The following is a 13117-nucleotide window of genomic DNA, read 5'->3' as shown; positions in this document are numbered from 1 at the left end:
CCGGCCGGCATAAGAGGTCAGCCGTCCCTCTGCCCGGCGTTATGGAACCCGGTGTTACGGAACCCGGTGGGCCGACATCCACTCCGTGTAGCTGTCGCTGTCGGCCGCCACGCCCGCGTGCGCCATGCGCGCCTGCGAGAGCACGGCGGCCGCGGTGTCCTGCCGCTGCGTCGCCCCGTGCCAGCCGAGCAGATGCCGCCAGGTCAGTGGGGTGCCGGTCAGGGGCCGGGTCACGATCTGGGGCGTGGTCGGGAAGGTCGCCCGGCACAGCCCGACCGCCCGCCCCACCTGCACCAGGTGCACGAGGGAGGCGGTGTCCGTCTCGTACATGCGGCGCGGGGTGAAGCCCGCGCGGGCGCAGGAGGCGGTGAAGCAGTCGCCGAAGCAGCCGTCGCCGGGTACGCAGGACCACTCCTCGTCGGCCAGCTCGGTCAGGTCCACCTCCCCGCGGCGGGCCAGCGGGTGGTTCTCGGACACCATGACGAACACCGGGTCGACGGCGACCTCCCGCCACACCAGACCCTCACCGGGGGGTGGTGGCGCGGTGCCGCAGGTACCGGCCAGCGCGAAGTCCAGCCGCCCCTCGGCGAGCTGCCCGGCCAGCTCCCGCTCGGACCAGGAGGTGCAGGTCGTCATGCGGGCGTCGGGCGCCACACCGGCCAGCCGGTCGAGGAGGGCGCCCAGCAAGGGCCCGTGGGTGCCGCCGATCCGCAGCCGCTCCGCCGTGCGTGGGGCGCGGGCGAACCGGGCCGCCTCCTGCTGCAGCTCGGTCACCGCGGGCAGCACGATCCGGCTCCGCTCCAGCACCAGTTCGCCCAGCGCGGTGGCCCGCACCCCGTGCCGGCCGCGTACGAAGAGGGCGCCGCCCAGGGCCCGTTCGATCCGCTTGAGCTGTGCGCTCAACGCGGGCTGCGCGAGACCGAGAGCCGTCGCCGCCCTGGTGAGGCTGCCGGCGTCGGCGATGGCCCGGACCGTCTTGAGATGCCGCAACTCCAGCTCCATGGGGGGAGCTTGCGACGCGGGGAGGACGGGGGCAAGGGGTTGGTACGGACCTGTGGAGGAAACTTCAAGTACCCGCGTCGCCGTTCGCGGCGAGCAGTTCCCGGGTCCGGCGCAGCAACGCCTCCCGCACGGAGTCCGGCGCCAGGACGCGCAACGGCGTGGCGAGGCTGAACAGATACCTGGCCAGTCCCTCCGCGCTCGACCCGCCGACCTCGACGACCGTGGCGTCCGGCCCGTCGGCCCGGTGCAGCCCGACCGTGGCGGGAATGGACCGCAGCGCCTGCTCCATGGGCACCGGCAGGCGGACGGTGGCCAGCACCGCGTACGGCCCGGTCGCGCTCGCGCGGGACACGAGCAGGGCCGGATCGGGCAGCGGTTCGCTGAACTCGACGGGCCGTCCGGTCGGCTGCACCCGCTCGACCCGGTCCGCCCGGAACGTCCGCCACTCGCCCCGCTCGACGTCCCGTGCCACGAAGTACCAACGCCGCCCGGTGTGCACGAGCCGGTACGGGTCGACGTCCCGCACACTGGCCCGCCCTCCCCAGTCCCGGTACGCCATCCGGGCCCGCTCGCCCCGCCGGCACGCGGCCGCCAGCTCCAGCAGCATCCCCGCCGCGACCTGCGGTTCCCCGGCCCTCGGCGTCTGCACGAACGCGGCGTCCATGTCCCCGAGCCGGTCGCCCAGCCGCTTGGGCAGCACCTGCCGCAGCTTCAGCAGCGCCGACAACGCCGCCTGGTCCCCGCCGAGCGCCCCGCTCAGCGCGGCCTCCCGCAGCCCGACGGCCACGGCGAGGGCCTCCTCGTCGTCCAGGATCAACGGCGGCGTACGCGTCCCCGGCCGCAGCCGGTACCCGCCCCACGGCCCCGGATCGGAGTCGACGGCGTACCCCAGCTCCCGTAGCCGGGCCACGTCCCGCCGCACCGTCCGCTCGGTGACCTCCATCCGCTCGGCCAGCTCACCGCAGGTCCAGGCGGGACGGACGGCGAGCAGGGAGACCAGTCGCAGCAGCCGGGCGGAAGTACTGAGCACGGTCCCGAAGTCTTCCACGCAGCCGGCGCCGACCAGGACCGAACCTGTCCTGGTCACGTCCTACGGTCTCTCCCATGACGACAACGCAGAACACCCCGGCACCGGCCTTCCGCTACTCGGCCGTCACCTTCGACTGCTCCGACCCCGCCGCGCTGGCCCGCTTCTGGGGCGAGGCCCTCGACCTCCCCGTCGCCTTCCACACCGACGACTTCTACCTCCTCGGCGGCAAGGACGGCGCACCCGGCCTCGGCTTCTGCCGCCTTGCCGACTACCGCCCGCCCACCTGGCCGGGCACCGGCCAGGAGAAGCAGGCCCATCTCGACGTCGGCGTCGACGACCTGGACGCGGGGGAGGCCCGCATGCTCGCCCTGGGCGCCACGAAGCCCGACTTCCAGCCGTCCCCGGACCGCTGGCGTGTCCTGCTGGACCCGGCGGGACACCCGTTCTGCGTGTCGACGGTGGCGTGAGAGCGGGAGGGCTACTCGCTCTCGAAGACGGCCTCGGCCGAGGAGGCGGTGACGGCCCGTGCGAGCCAGTGACGGAGAACCTCGGGGTCACCGCACTCCGTGGATGCGCGTACGGACGCCGTTCGGGATGACGAGGCCACGCTGTTCCAGGACCAGCGGCACGTCCTGGGCGCCCTGCTGGGCGCGGCCCTGTTCACGGCCTTGCACGCGGCGTTCGACGGGACTGGCAGCTTCGGTTACGGGTGGGACGCTGCGCGGCAGTCGCGGCATCGGCTGTCTGGGTCGGGCGGCCGGAAGCCGCGGTCGCAGCCCGCGCAGTTCTGGAGTGGGTGCCGCGGTGGTGGTACGGCGACCGACGGCGTACCACGGAACGGCGGCGGCGCTGGCAGCCGGTCGGCGAGGCGGTGGGCCAGGAGGGCGGCCGGGCGGCGCAGAGGCTCGTCCGGGAGGCCGGCGGTCAGGGCATGGCGTACGGCGCTCGGGGCGATGTCCCGCTCCAGCCAGGCCGCGACGCCCGGGACCAGGTGGGCCGTGTCGGTCGCGGAGAGCAGCAGCCGGGCGTCGCGTCGTCGCAGGTCGGCCAGGAGGTCGAGGGCCGTCTGGAGGAGTGCGGGGGCGGTGCTGCCCGGCTGCGGTACGGCGGGGAGCGCCTTGTGTCCCGTACGGCGCGGCGCTGGAGGCGTGCGCTTCGCGGGAGGGCACCCCGTGTCGGCCGGTTCGCGGAGGCTCGCGTTCGGCTGGTTGCAGGAGACGGTGCGGGTGACGATGCGGCCGGACTCGGTGCGGTGGCGCTCGCGGCGCAGGTACCCGTGGGTCTCCAGCTCGCGCAGGGCGGCGGCGATGCGGGTGGGTCCCTCCGGGAAGCGGGCGGCGAGCGACTTGATGTCGGCGCCCGCGCCGGTGGGCAGCGACTGGAGGTGGCAGCCGAGGCCGATCGCGAGGAGCGACAGTTCCTTGTGCTGGACCAGGTGGTTGCCGATCACCACGAAGCGGGTGGTGTGCCGGGTGTTGTCGTGGGTGATGCCGCCGCCGTGACGACGCGTACGGGTCGGGTTGTCGGTGGCGGCTGACTGGGCGCGCGGGGGCGCGCTAGTGTTTTGGGTACCCATCGGGAAGCTGCTTTTCCTTGGTGGTAGGCCCTCGCACCGGGATGGCAGTCCCAGCGGGGGCCGATGTCTTTTCGGTTGTCCTGCTTGCGCTGAGAGTAGGGGAGTTGGGGACTCGGAAATCCAGCTCAGCCGGTGATGTTCGCCCGCCCGGGTGATGACGTGCCTTGGGCGGAGGGGTGGGGCTTGGTGGGGTCATTTCTCCCCGGGTTCTTTCTCTTGGTAGGGCACCGACGCCACCGGAACCTCAGAACGTGGGTCCCGGTGGCGTACAGCACAGCTCCGCCCAGACCGTCTTGCGCGGGAAGCGGCCCTCCGTCACTCCCCAGCGGCTCGCCAGCGCCTCCACCAGCAGCAGGCCACGGCCGGACTCGGCGTCGGGGGAGGACTGCTGGGGGTGGGGGAGTTGTTCGCCCCTGGTGTCGGTCACCTCGATGCGGAGGGTGTCGCCGACGACGTAGAGGGTGAGCCGGAAATCGCGGCCCGGGACGCGTCCGTGGGCGCTCGCGTTGTTGGCCAGCTCGGCGACGAGGAGGCGTGCCGGGTCCAGGGGCAGACCCCAGGCGCGGAGTTGCTCGGTCGCGAGCAGACGGGCGAGGCGGGCACCGCGTGGCGTGGAGGACAGCTGCACGCTGAAGTTGCGGACGGACGTCGGGAGTTCGGCGGATTCCTGGTTCACGTCACTCAGCGTGGCGGCGTGTGCGTACCGTGAAAAGTGACTCAGCGGGTACGTGCCGTGACTGTCCGGTGGTTGTCCATGGCTGTCGGGGCTGTCGGTACGTGCCGTACGGGTAGGGCGCTGGGGGCAACACGGCGAGCACGACGAAGGGGAGCGGGATGACGGTCGAGACGGACGAGTCGGGGTGGGAGGTCGACCCCGACGACGAGTGGGGCGTCGCGGTCATCACCACGGTGGGACGGCAGTTGAAGCTTCGCCGCGAGGCCGCGGGGATGCGCGCCGGCGAGTTCGGAGTGGCCGTCGGGTACGGGGAGGACCTGGTCTACAAGGTCGAGGGCGGCCGGCGGATTCCCCGGCAGGAGTATCTGGACAGGGCCGACGAGGTACTGGGGGCCGGTGGGCTCATCTCGGCGAGCTGGGAGGACGTCAAGAAGGTCCGGTACCCGAAGAAGGTGCGGGAGCTGGGGAAGCTGGAGGGTAAGGCGGTTGAGATCGGGGTGTACGAGTGCAACATCATCCCCGGCTTGTTGCAGACGGCGGAACACGTGCGGATCTTGATCGGAGCAGCGCAGCCCCCGTACTCACCGGATGATGTGGAGCGCATGGTGGCCGCTCGGTTGTCCCGGCAGTCGGTGTTTGAACGCGACCCCGCTCCGTCCATCCACTTCGTGGTGGAAGAGGCGCCGCTGCGCCGCCAGGTTGGGGGCACAATGGGGTGGCAACAGCAGCTCGAACGTCTGCTTGAGGTGGGCCGTTTGAACAGCGTCACACTTCAGGTCATGCCAACCAACACGGAAGCTCACCCGGGCTTGGATGGCAGGATCGAGTTGCTGAAGTTCCCGGACGGTACAGCTGTGGGACGCGCCGAAGGCCTATTCAACGGGCGGCCCGTCTCTGACCCGAAGCAGCTCCGAATTCTGGAGTTGCAGTACGGGACCATCCGGGCGCAGGCGCTCCCGCCTAGGGAATCACTGGCCTTCATCGAGAGACTGCTGGGAGAGACATGATCCGCGAGGCCGAACTGGTCTGGTTCAAGAGCAGCTACAGCGGTGGTACCAACGGCGAGTCTTGCGTTGAGATCGCCAACACCCCCGGCACCGTCCACGTCCGCGACTCCAAGACCACCGACGCCGCCGGCCCCCGCCTCACCCTCACCCCTGCCGCCTGGGCGAGCTTCCTGCCGTACGCGTCGCAGCGCTGACCTCCTGTGTTCCGACGACCGACAGCAACTCCAGCAACCCCGCGCTGTCGGTTCCGACGGCCGGGGTGAACCACAGGAGCCGCTGGCGGCCGTCCTCGCTGAACAGGTTGAGGCAGTTGACCTCGATCAGGCCGATCACCGGGTGGACGAGCCGCTTCCGGTCGTCGCGCCGGAAGGCCACCTCGTGGTCGGCCCACAGCGCGGCGAACTCGGGGGACACGCCGAGCAGCGTACGGATCATCGAGCCGGTCTCCGCGTCCTTCGCGTCCCGCCGGGCGGCGGCGGCCCGCAGGTCGGCGACGAAGGCGCGGGACTGGGTCTGGTGGTCGGCCTCGGGGTACAGCAGCCGGGCCTCCGGCTCGGTGAACCACCGGTGCACGAAGCTGGCCCGCGGTCCCCGGTAGCCGGACTGGTCCCCGAGCAGCGCCACGGCCAGCGGATTCTGTACGAGGGTGACGTGCAGGTCGGTGATCACCTGAGCCGGTGTGGACGTCATGCGTTCCAGCAGGTCCAGCATGCCGGGGTGCACGTGCGAGGCGGGCCCGCCCTGCACGGGCACCGGCCGGTCGGCGAGCCGGTACAGATAGTCCCGTTCGTCGGCGGACAGCCGCAGCGCACGCGCCAGCGCGGCGATCATCTGCTCGGACGGCTGGGACCCGGCACCGCGCTCCAGCTCGTTGTAGTAGTCCACGGAGGCCCCGGCGAGCTGGGCGACCTCCTCGCGGCGCAGCCCGGGCACCCGGCGGCGCGGTCCGGCCGGGAGTCCGACGTCGGCGGGGCGGATGCGCTCGCGCCGCGACCGCAGGAACGCTCCCAGCTCGGCGTACTTCACAGCGCTCATGCGGTCCATTCTGCGCCGGGCCGGGCCGCCGACCCAGGGGATGGCATCCCCTGGCTGCCGCGGCCGACCGGGCGCATCGTGGAAGCATGACCACGAACACGAACCAGAACACAGTGGCGGACGCCCGCGTGGCGATCGTCACCGGCGGATCGCGCGGCATCGGCCGCGCGGTCGCGCGGAAGCTCGCCGAGGACGGCCTGGCCGTCGTCGTGAACTACGCCCACGGCGCCGCGGCCGCCGACGAGACGGTGGCGGGGATCACCGGGGCCGGCGGACGCGCCCTCGCCGTACAGGCCGACGTGGCGGAGGAGAAGGAGGTCGCCGCCCTGTTCGACCGGGCGGAGGAGGAGTTCGGCGGCGTCGACCTGGTCGTCAACGCGGCCGGGCGGATGACCCTGTCGCCGATCGCCGACCTGGACCTGGCGGCGCTCGACGCCATGCACCGCACCAACATCCGCGGCACCTTCGTCGTCGCCCAGCAGGCGGCGCGGCGACTGCGCGCGGGGGGCTCGTTCGTCGGGTTCTCGACCTCCGTGGTGGGCGCGCAGTTCCCCACCTACGGCGGCTACGCGGCGAGCAAGGGCGCCGTGGAGGCCATGACCATGATCCTGGCGCGGGAGCTGCGCGGCCGGGACATCACCGTGAACACGGTCGCCCCCGGTCCGACGGCCACGGACCTCTTCCTCGACGGCAAGACGCCCGAGCAGGTCGACCGGCTCGCGAAGACGCCGCCCCTGGAGCGGCTGGGCACCCCGGAGGACATCGCCGCCGTGGTCGCCTTCCTGGGCAGCCCCGCCGGGCACTGGGTGAACGGCCAGATCCTGCGCGCCAACGGAGGGCTGGTCTGACATGCCCTTCGCCCACTTCAAGGTCCCCGCGGGCACCCTCACGCCGGAGGACAAGCAGAAGATCGTCGAACGCACCACCGACCTCTACGCCGAGATCTACGGGGAGCGCGCCCGGCCGACCACCGTCGTCCTCGTCGACGAGGTCCCGGACGGCGGCTGGGGCGTCGCGGGCAACGTCCTGACGGCCGCGATGCTGAACGGGGAGGCGTAGAGTCCCCGGGAGTCCTTCGTCTCACCCAGTGATCGGGTGCTGGCCACGGGGTTTACATGCGCGTAACACTTAAGCGTCCCGCGCGCGGCAACGGCGCCGAGCGCCTCCCACCGGTCGCTGCCCGCGACCGGTGCCCGCCGTGCCAGAAAGGGCCCCTGTGACGACGCGAAGCGAGACGCAGACCACCCTCGACCACCTCCTCACCGAGATCGAGCACCGCAATCCGGCCCAGCCGGAGTTCCACCAGGCCGTGCACGAGGTCCTGGAAACGCTCGCCCCGGTCGTCGCGGCCCGCCCCGAGTACGCCGAGCCGGGCCTCATCGAGCGGCTGGTCGAGCCGGAGCGCCAGGTGATGTTCCGGGTGCCGTGGCAGGACGACCAGGGTCGCGTCCGCGTCAACCGGGGCTTCCGCGTCGAGTTCAACAGCGCGCTGGGCCCGTACAAGGGCGGCCTGCGCTTCCACCCGTCGGTCAACCTGGGCGTCATCAAGTTCCTGGGCTTCGAGCAGATCTTCAAGAACGCCCTGACCGGCCTCGGCATCGGCGGCGGCAAGGGCGGCAGCGACTTCGACCCGCACGGGCGCAGCGACGCGGAGGTCATGCGGTTCTGCCAGTCCTTCATGACGGAGCTGTACCGGCACATCGGCGAGCACACGGACGTCCCCGCCGGTGACATCGGCGTCGGCGGCCGGGAGATCGGCTACCTCTTCGGCCAGTACCGCCGGATCACCAACCGCTGGGAGTCCGGCGTCCTCACCGGCAAGGGCCAGGGCTGGGGCGGCTCGCTGATCCGCCCGGAGGCGACGGGCTACGGCAACGTGCTGTTCGCGGCGGCGATGCTGCGCGAGCGCGGCGAGGACCTGGAGGGCCAGACCGCGGTCGTCTCGGGCTCCGGGAACGTGGCGATCTACACCATCGAGAAGCTGACCGCCCTCGGCGCCAACGCCGTCACCTGCTCGGACTCCTCCGGTTACGTCGTCGACGAGAAGGGCATCGACCTCGACCTGCTGAAGCAGATCAAGGAGGTCGAGCGCGGCCGCGTCGACGCGTACGCCGAGCGCCGGGGCGCCTCGGCCCGCTTCGTCCCCGGCGGCCACGTCTGGGAGGTCCCGGCGGACCTCGCCCTCCCGTCGGCCACCCAGAACGAACTGGACGAGAAGGACGCCGCCACCCTGATCCGCAACGGCGTCAAGGCGGTCTCCGAGGGCGCCAACATGCCGACGACCCCCGAGGCCGTCCACCTGCTCCAGCAGGCCGGCGTCGCCTTCGGCCCGGGCAAGGCGGCCAACGCGGGCGGCGTCGCGGTCAGCGCCCTGGAGATGGCGCAGAACCACGCCCGTACGTCGTGGACGGCGGCGCGGGTCGAGGACGAGCTGGCGGACATCATGACCAGCATCCACACCACCTGCCACGAGACCGCCGAGCGCTACGGCGCCCCCGGCGACTACGTCACCGGCGCGAACATCGCCGGCTTCGAGCGGGTGGCCGACGCGATGCTGGCGCAGGGCGTCATCTGACGGAACTCGCCCCGCCAGTAATTCCTGTGAAATGGGCACCGCGAAATCTGTATCCGCCGTACAAGGCTTTGACGGAACGTGCGGACAGTTTCCTTGCGGTGGCGAACAGAGCGGAATTTCTGGACGTACGCGGGGTCCCGTTGCGTGCTACTGTCGTTATCAGTTGCAGGTGTGGTTCCCGAATTTGATGCCGGTCTTTTTCCGGTCGGGGTGATCATCGCGGCGACACGGCGTCCGTACAGTGCGGGCGCCGGTGCACTGCCCCGAAGGAGAAAAAGACATGGCTACTGGCACCGTGAAGTGGTTCAACGCGGAAAAGGGCTTCGGCTTCATCGAGCAGGACGGTGGCGGCGCTGACGTGTTCGCCCACTACTCGAACATCGCCGCCCAGGGCTTCCGCGAGCTGCTCGAAGGCCAGAAGGTGAACTTCGACATCGCGCAGGGCCAGAAGGGCCCGACGGCCGAGAACATCGTCCTCGCCTGACGTCGGCGCGCCCGCGGGCGCGCACGCGCAGCTGGGGCTCGCATCCTTCGGGGTGCGGGCCCCAGCTGCATTTCAGTATCCATGGAATTCACGTACGCGGATTCCCGCGCACTGTTCGGCCTGTTCTGGGATTCTCGCGATCTTCAGTGGTCGGAGTAGCTGAAGTCCCCCACGGTCCAGGCGCTGACGTCTTCGATCGCCACGCGGTACATCCCGCCCGTCTCGGGGATCCCCATCGTGCCCTGGAGGATCCGGGCGACATGGAAGTGCAGGTGCGTGGGTGCCTCCTTCTCTTCCGCCGGAGCGTCGAAGGCGGCGGAGAAGACGCCCAGGTCCGCGGAGTCGGTCAGCACTTCCGACACCCGCTGCCGCCACACGGACTCGGGGGCCAGGCGGCCGGTGATAACAGCGCCGTGGGTGACCACGGTCAGGGACATTCGACTGTTCTGCGCGGACTCCACACGGGCGGCAATGTCAACGAGCAGCTCGTCAGGCTTCGACATGAGAACAGATTTTATCCGCAGGCCCGCGCGGGCGGGCGGGTCGGTGGCACTACCGGGCAGTACTGGCACTCCCTGACCTGTCTCCGGACGCCCCGGTGCCGCCGCTTCGCAGCTCCGCGTTGATGCGCTGGGCCTCTTCGAGCTGGTCCTCCAGGATGATGATGCGGCAGGCCGCCTCGATCGACGTTCCCTGGTCGACCATCTCGCGGGCGCGAGCGGCGATGCGCAGCTGGTAGCGGGAGTAGCGGCGATGGCCCCCCTCCGAGCGCAGCGGCGTGATCAGCCGCGCGTCGCCGAGGGCTCGCAGGAAGGCGGGCGTCGTGCCCAGCATCTCGGCCGCCCGCCCCATGGTGTACGCGGGGTAGTCGTCGTCGTCGATGCGGTTGAGCGGTGTGTCAGCGGTCATCTGCACCTCTGTTTGCGGAACGCGTCGAGGGGCCTTGGTGCCGTACGGCACCAAGGCCCCGAGGGATTTGTAACACCATCTGCCGGCCTACTGCACTGCCGGCCTTCTGTTGAGGGATCGCGGATGCGTGACCGTGGGACCACCTTCCGTTCCGGGGCCTGCGGTACCCGGTGAGAACGTTCTCGCCCGGGCGATCCTGATGGCGTCCTCCTCCTTCTCTCCTCGTGCCGTACCTCTTGGTGTTGCGGGTCCTGCTGGTACTGCTGTTACTCATGCGGGCAGTTCGTCTCTGCCTCGCCTCGCTGACTTCTTGGCTACGACAGAAGACTAACCACAGCAGCGGGGGAATGTCTACAGCGGTCACGACAGGTTTTCATCCAAACAGGTGAACGGCTTTCTGTACCGAGGGGGCGCGGGCCGTGCCGTCGCGCCCTCGTGCCGGACATCACCGGCGCCGGGCCGTCGATCAGTGGGACGATGACGGGAACAGCCGATCGAGCGACGCACGGGGAGGCCGGGCACACCATGGCCCGTTACACGGAGGCACTGACCGTCGAACGGGGCGGTTTCCGCATCAAGGTGCCGGAGTCCTGGTGGGAGTTCGACGTACGCCCGGAGTCCCGGGACGACTCGATCCGCCGCATGGTCGAGGACCGCGTCCGCCGGCACCCGGAACTGAAGCCCTCCCGGTCCGCGTACATCACCTTCCTCCAGAAGGCGGCGTCCGACGCGTGGAAGTCGGGCGCGCTGTACTGCGGTTGCATGGCGGAGAGCTTCGGCGGCGACACCCCGATCACGGGCTCGGTCACGGTCTCCCTGATAGGCGGCCGCACGTCCTCCGGCGACCCCCTGCCCACCGACCCGGGCGCCATAGCCGCCCAGCTCGCCGTCAAGGAGGCCCGGAAGCCCGGCGACTCCTGGCGCAAGGTCACCACGGTCGACATCCCCGGCGTGGGCCCCGCCGCCCGTACCCAGGGCGTGGAGGACATCCCGGTCCCCGGCGACGCCCTGAACCGCACGGTCCGCGCGGTGCTCATGCAGACGTACATCCCGGTCCCCGGCCAGGAGGGCAAGGTCGCCCTGGTCGCGGGCAGCAGCCAGGTCCTCGACCTCGCGGACTCCTTCTTCGACATCTTCGACGCCATCACGTCGACGTTCCGGTTCGCGGACTGAGGGGCGCGGGGGTTCCGGTGACCGAGGAATTCGTCCTCGACCTGGACGAGGGAATGCTGGAGTACTTCCGCGACATGGTGGACGTACTCGTGGACCGCTGCGGCATCTCCCGCCCGGAGGCGGTGGCGAGGATCAACAGCCAGTACGCGGACCTGGAGGTCGACCCGTACCCGGACCTCCTGTGCCACGAGGCCCCGGAGTTCTGGGCCCTGCCCGCCTACTACGGCCGCGGCGACCACCTGCTCCCTCCCACCGGCGACCCGGACGCCGACGCCCACATCGACTTCTCCCGCCTCCCCATCCACCCGCCCCCACCCCGGGACTCACCCTTCTGGACCCTCCCGCGATGACACCGACATGGCGCGAGCTGATCGAGACGTTGCCGTCAGCGCTGTCGCCCGAACTCAACGCGCTCCCACTGGAGAACGACGGTTCGCTGGGCGAGTACGTCACCGAGGTCGTCTGGCCGGCGGAACGGATCCTCGGCGGCGACCTTGCCTTCCGCAGTGACGATCAGTACCGATGGGTCGAATGCCGCTGAAGAGAATGAAGGGACAGCGTCCCAGGCACGAGGTCGGTAATGACTGAGCGACTCGGACCGGACCTGGGTCCGCGCTCGCTGACCACCACGTTCTGGGCTGCTCCGCAGAGCAGGACCGTGTGGAACGCGCTGTCTCCGTCTGTCCTCGAAGCGGTCGCCCGGTGCGACGCGGCACGGCTGGAGGTGGAGAGGTCGCGAGTCGCGCCGCACCTCAGGGAGAAGATGACGGTGCCCGTGTATCCGGTGGCGGACCGGTTCGCGTCCTGGGAGCGTCTGGTCCGCCGTATGGAGCCCGGTTGGGACGGCGACGACTTCTACCCCATCAGCGCCTACGGCAACGACCTCGACTCCAGGGAGGCTCTCGGCCTGGTGATGCGTGCGTTGCCCGAGGAAGTCGACCAGGGCACGCTGGGGCAACTCCTCGCTCGGCTGGACGCACGCTTCCGCGCCGCCACTCTCCCGGACCCGGAACGTTCGCTCCGCCCCTGGGTGCGTCCGACGACGGGGAGGCCGGAAGACGAACTCGGCGAGTGGTGGGGACGCAAGCCGCTGCGCATCCCCTGGGCCGACTGACCATGTCGACGCACTGGAACTGGCAGACCGGCGAACGACTGCTGGCCCTGAACGACCCGAAGGAATGGGACGCCGCGTTCGAGCGCGGGGAGAGAAGCCTCGGCACGGCGGCCATCGGACTCGCCTTCAACTGCTCTCTGGAGGAGGCGTCTCCCCGGATCGTCCGGGCGATGCAACTCCCGGACGTCGCTCAGCGAGGGTTCGCCTTCACCGCGGCGGGAACGGCGGCTCGCCTCAACGGCGCGTTGACGCCCGAGCTGTACGCCGCCCTGCGGGCAGAAGGCCCCGGCCGCAGGAGCATCGCGGTGAACGCCATCGACGACACCCTGACCTTCGTACCGTTCCGACGACTGCCGACGTGGCTGAAGTGCTGGAGCGTCGTCTCAACGGTGCGGAACAAGCTGGACGCGTGGCGGCTGAACTGCACTTACGCGGCGACCGACGCCTGGAAGGCGGTGCGCGGACGATGAACCCGCGAACTCCCCGCTCGGAGCCCTTCGTAGTCCTCGGCCCACGAGCCGCACCCGCATTCCGGA

General features: G+C 70.7%; 19 protein-coding genes. 12 read left to right on the top strand and 7 right to left on the bottom strand.

Features of this window, described 5'->3' with window-relative positions; all coding sequences use genetic code 11:
• Positions 1–54: 54 nt before the first annotated feature.
• Positions 55–1002: a LysR family transcriptional regulator gene (locus tag ACZ56V_RS03520; RefSeq protein ID WP_467382381.1), complete on the bottom strand. Its 948-nt coding sequence runs from the start codon at positions 1000–1002 to the stop codon at positions 55–57.
• Positions 1003–1066: 64 nt separating this feature from the next.
• Positions 1067–2050 carry a helix-turn-helix transcriptional regulator gene (locus tag ACZ56V_RS03515; protein WP_468939359.1) on the bottom strand — a complete coding sequence of 328 codons (984 nt, stop codon included), beginning with the start codon at positions 2048–2050 and terminating at the stop codon, positions 1067–1069.
• Between the two features lie 56 nt (positions 2051–2106).
• Between ACZ56V_RS03515 and ACZ56V_RS03510 the strand changes: the two genes are divergently transcribed.
• The gene (locus tag ACZ56V_RS03510) at positions 2107–2499 is read left to right on the top strand and encodes a VOC family protein (RefSeq protein ID WP_467382379.1); all 393 of its coding nucleotides are present in this window, start codon (positions 2107–2109) and stop codon (positions 2497–2499) included.
• Positions 2500–2735: 236 nt separating this feature from the next.
• On the opposite strand, the gene ACZ56V_RS03505 is transcribed toward ACZ56V_RS03510, so the two are convergent.
• Both ACZ56V_RS03505 and ACZ56V_RS03500 read right to left on the bottom strand, forming a co-directional pair.
• The gene (locus ACZ56V_RS03505) at positions 2736–3608 is read right to left on the bottom strand and encodes a helix-turn-helix domain-containing protein (protein WP_468938857.1); all 873 of its coding nucleotides are present in this window, start codon (positions 3606–3608) and stop codon (positions 2736–2738) included.
• Positions 3609–3852: 244 nt separating this feature from the next.
• A complete protein-coding gene (locus ACZ56V_RS03500) occupies positions 3853–4284 on the bottom strand; it encodes an ATP-binding protein (RefSeq protein ID WP_468938855.1) in 432 nt (143 codons plus the stop codon).
• A 158-nt stretch (positions 4285–4442) separates the two neighbouring features.
• On the opposite strand from ACZ56V_RS03500, the gene ACZ56V_RS03495 reads away from it, so the two are divergent.
• A complete protein-coding gene (locus tag ACZ56V_RS03495; RefSeq protein ID WP_468938853.1) occupies positions 4443–5291 on the top strand; it encodes a helix-turn-helix domain-containing protein in 849 nt (282 codons plus the stop codon).
• Positions 5288–5485 carry a DUF397 domain-containing protein gene (locus ACZ56V_RS03490; protein ID WP_468938851.1) on the top strand — a complete coding sequence of 66 codons (198 nt, stop codon included), beginning with the start codon at positions 5288–5290 and terminating at the stop codon, positions 5483–5485. The genes ACZ56V_RS03495 and ACZ56V_RS03490 overlap by 4 nt, the downstream gene beginning before the upstream one ends.
• Here the strand turns inward: ACZ56V_RS03490 and ACZ56V_RS03485 are convergent.
• On the bottom strand, positions 5436–6335 hold the full coding sequence (locus tag ACZ56V_RS03485) for a helix-turn-helix transcriptional regulator (RefSeq protein ID WP_398912279.1): 900 nt from the start codon (positions 6333–6335) through the stop codon (positions 5436–5438). The genes ACZ56V_RS03490 and ACZ56V_RS03485 overlap by 50 nt on opposite strands.
• A gap of 77 nt (positions 6336–6412) precedes the next feature.
• Here ACZ56V_RS03485 and ACZ56V_RS03480 point away from each other — a divergent pair, with 77 nt between their 5' ends.
• From ACZ56V_RS03480 to ACZ56V_RS03465, 4 genes are all read left to right on the top strand, one after another.
• Positions 6413–7174, top strand: a complete 762-nt coding sequence (locus ACZ56V_RS03480) for an SDR family oxidoreductase (RefSeq protein WP_398912280.1) — start codon at positions 6413–6415, stop codon at positions 7172–7174.
• A 1-nt stretch (position 7175) separates the two neighbouring features.
• Positions 7176–7385: a 4-oxalocrotonate tautomerase family protein gene (locus tag ACZ56V_RS03475; protein WP_398912281.1), complete on the top strand. Its 210-nt coding sequence runs from the start codon at positions 7176–7178 to the stop codon at positions 7383–7385.
• 157 nt (positions 7386–7542) lie between these two features.
• Positions 7543–8901, top strand: coding sequence for an NADP-specific glutamate dehydrogenase (gene gdhA / locus ACZ56V_RS03470; RefSeq protein WP_468938848.1), 1359 nt, complete (start codon positions 7543–7545; stop codon positions 8899–8901).
• 280 nt (positions 8902–9181) lie between these two features.
• Positions 9182–9385, top strand: coding sequence for a cold-shock protein (locus ACZ56V_RS03465; RefSeq protein ID WP_003974279.1), 204 nt, complete (start codon positions 9182–9184; stop codon positions 9383–9385).
• 143 nt (positions 9386–9528) lie between these two features.
• Here ACZ56V_RS03465 and ACZ56V_RS03460 read toward each other — a convergent pair whose 3' ends face one another.
• Both ACZ56V_RS03460 and ACZ56V_RS03455 read right to left on the bottom strand, forming a co-directional pair.
• Complete coding sequence (locus ACZ56V_RS03460; RefSeq protein WP_356364050.1) at positions 9529–9888, bottom strand: hypothetical protein; 360 nt, start codon at positions 9886–9888, stop codon at positions 9529–9531.
• A gap of 49 nt (positions 9889–9937) precedes the next feature.
• Complete coding sequence (locus ACZ56V_RS03455) at positions 9938–10294, bottom strand: MerR family transcriptional regulator (protein ID WP_356364053.1); 357 nt, start codon at positions 10292–10294, stop codon at positions 9938–9940.
• Between the two features lie 525 nt (positions 10295–10819).
• On the opposite strand from ACZ56V_RS03455, the gene ACZ56V_RS03450 reads away from it, so the two are divergent.
• From ACZ56V_RS03450 to ACZ56V_RS03430, 5 genes are read left to right on the top strand one after another with little or no spacing between them, the layout of a single operon-like run.
• A complete protein-coding gene (locus tag ACZ56V_RS03450) occupies positions 10820–11467 on the top strand; it encodes a hypothetical protein (RefSeq protein ID WP_467382368.1) in 648 nt (215 codons plus the stop codon).
• Positions 11468–11484: 17 nt separating this feature from the next.
• Complete coding sequence (locus tag ACZ56V_RS03445) at positions 11485–11817, top strand: hypothetical protein (protein ID WP_398912284.1); 333 nt, start codon at positions 11485–11487, stop codon at positions 11815–11817.
• Positions 11814–12008: a hypothetical protein gene (locus ACZ56V_RS03440; protein WP_468938841.1), complete on the top strand. Its 195-nt coding sequence runs from the start codon at positions 11814–11816 to the stop codon at positions 12006–12008. The genes ACZ56V_RS03445 and ACZ56V_RS03440 overlap by 4 nt, the downstream gene beginning before the upstream one ends.
• Positions 12009–12047: 39 nt before the next feature.
• A complete protein-coding gene (locus ACZ56V_RS03435) occupies positions 12048–12581 on the top strand; it encodes a hypothetical protein (protein WP_468938839.1) in 534 nt (177 codons plus the stop codon).
• A gap of 2 nt (positions 12582–12583) precedes the next feature.
• The gene (locus ACZ56V_RS03430) at positions 12584–13051 is read left to right on the top strand and encodes a hypothetical protein (RefSeq protein WP_398912288.1); all 468 of its coding nucleotides are present in this window, start codon (positions 12584–12586) and stop codon (positions 13049–13051) included.
• Positions 13052–13117: the final 66 nt, after the last annotated feature.

It is taken from the genome of Streptomyces sp. NPDC034099, assembly GCF_055575415.1.
Note: the sequence above shows the minus strand (reverse complement) of the source record. Positions and strands in the feature narration are given on the sequence as shown.

Excerpts from the sequence above, each read along its gene's own strand:
- ACZ56V_RS03520 (WP_467382381.1), bottom strand. The coding sequence starts at position 1,002 with ATGGAGCTGGAGTTGCGGCATCTCAAGACGGTCCGGGCCATCGCCGAC.
- ACZ56V_RS03510 (WP_467382379.1), top strand. The coding sequence starts at position 2,107 with ATGACGACAACGCAGAACACCCCGGCACCGGCCTTCCGCTACTCGGCC.
- ACZ56V_RS03505 (WP_468938857.1), bottom strand. The coding sequence starts at position 3,608 with ATGGGTACCCAAAACACTAGCGCGCCCCCGCGCGCCCAGTCAGCCGCC.
- ACZ56V_RS03495 (WP_468938853.1), top strand. The coding sequence starts at position 4,443 with ATGACGGTCGAGACGGACGAGTCGGGGTGGGAGGTCGACCCCGACGAC.
- ACZ56V_RS03490 (WP_468938851.1), top strand. The coding sequence starts at position 5,288 with ATGATCCGCGAGGCCGAACTGGTCTGGTTCAAGAGCAGCTACAGCGGT.
- ACZ56V_RS03485 (WP_398912279.1), bottom strand. The coding sequence starts at position 6,335 with ATGGACCGCATGAGCGCTGTGAAGTACGCCGAGCTGGGAGCGTTCCTG.
- ACZ56V_RS03480 (WP_398912280.1), top strand. The coding sequence starts at position 6,413 with ATGACCACGAACACGAACCAGAACACAGTGGCGGACGCCCGCGTGGCG.
- ACZ56V_RS03475 (WP_398912281.1), top strand. The coding sequence starts at position 7,176 with ATGCCCTTCGCCCACTTCAAGGTCCCCGCGGGCACCCTCACGCCGGAG.
- ACZ56V_RS03465 (WP_003974279.1), top strand. The coding sequence starts at position 9,182 with ATGGCTACTGGCACCGTGAAGTGGTTCAACGCGGAAAAGGGCTTCGGC.
- ACZ56V_RS03460 (WP_356364050.1), bottom strand. The coding sequence starts at position 9,888 with ATGTCGAAGCCTGACGAGCTGCTCGTTGACATTGCCGCCCGTGTGGAG.
- ACZ56V_RS03455 (WP_356364053.1), bottom strand. The coding sequence starts at position 10,294 with ATGACCGCTGACACACCGCTCAACCGCATCGACGACGACGACTACCCC.
- ACZ56V_RS03450 (WP_467382368.1), top strand. The coding sequence starts at position 10,820 with ATGGCCCGTTACACGGAGGCACTGACCGTCGAACGGGGCGGTTTCCGC.
- ACZ56V_RS03440 (WP_468938841.1), top strand. The coding sequence starts at position 11,814 with ATGACACCGACATGGCGCGAGCTGATCGAGACGTTGCCGTCAGCGCTG.
- ACZ56V_RS03435 (WP_468938839.1), top strand. The coding sequence starts at position 12,048 with ATGACTGAGCGACTCGGACCGGACCTGGGTCCGCGCTCGCTGACCACC.
- ACZ56V_RS03430 (WP_398912288.1), top strand. The coding sequence starts at position 12,584 with ATGTCGACGCACTGGAACTGGCAGACCGGCGAACGACTGCTGGCCCTG.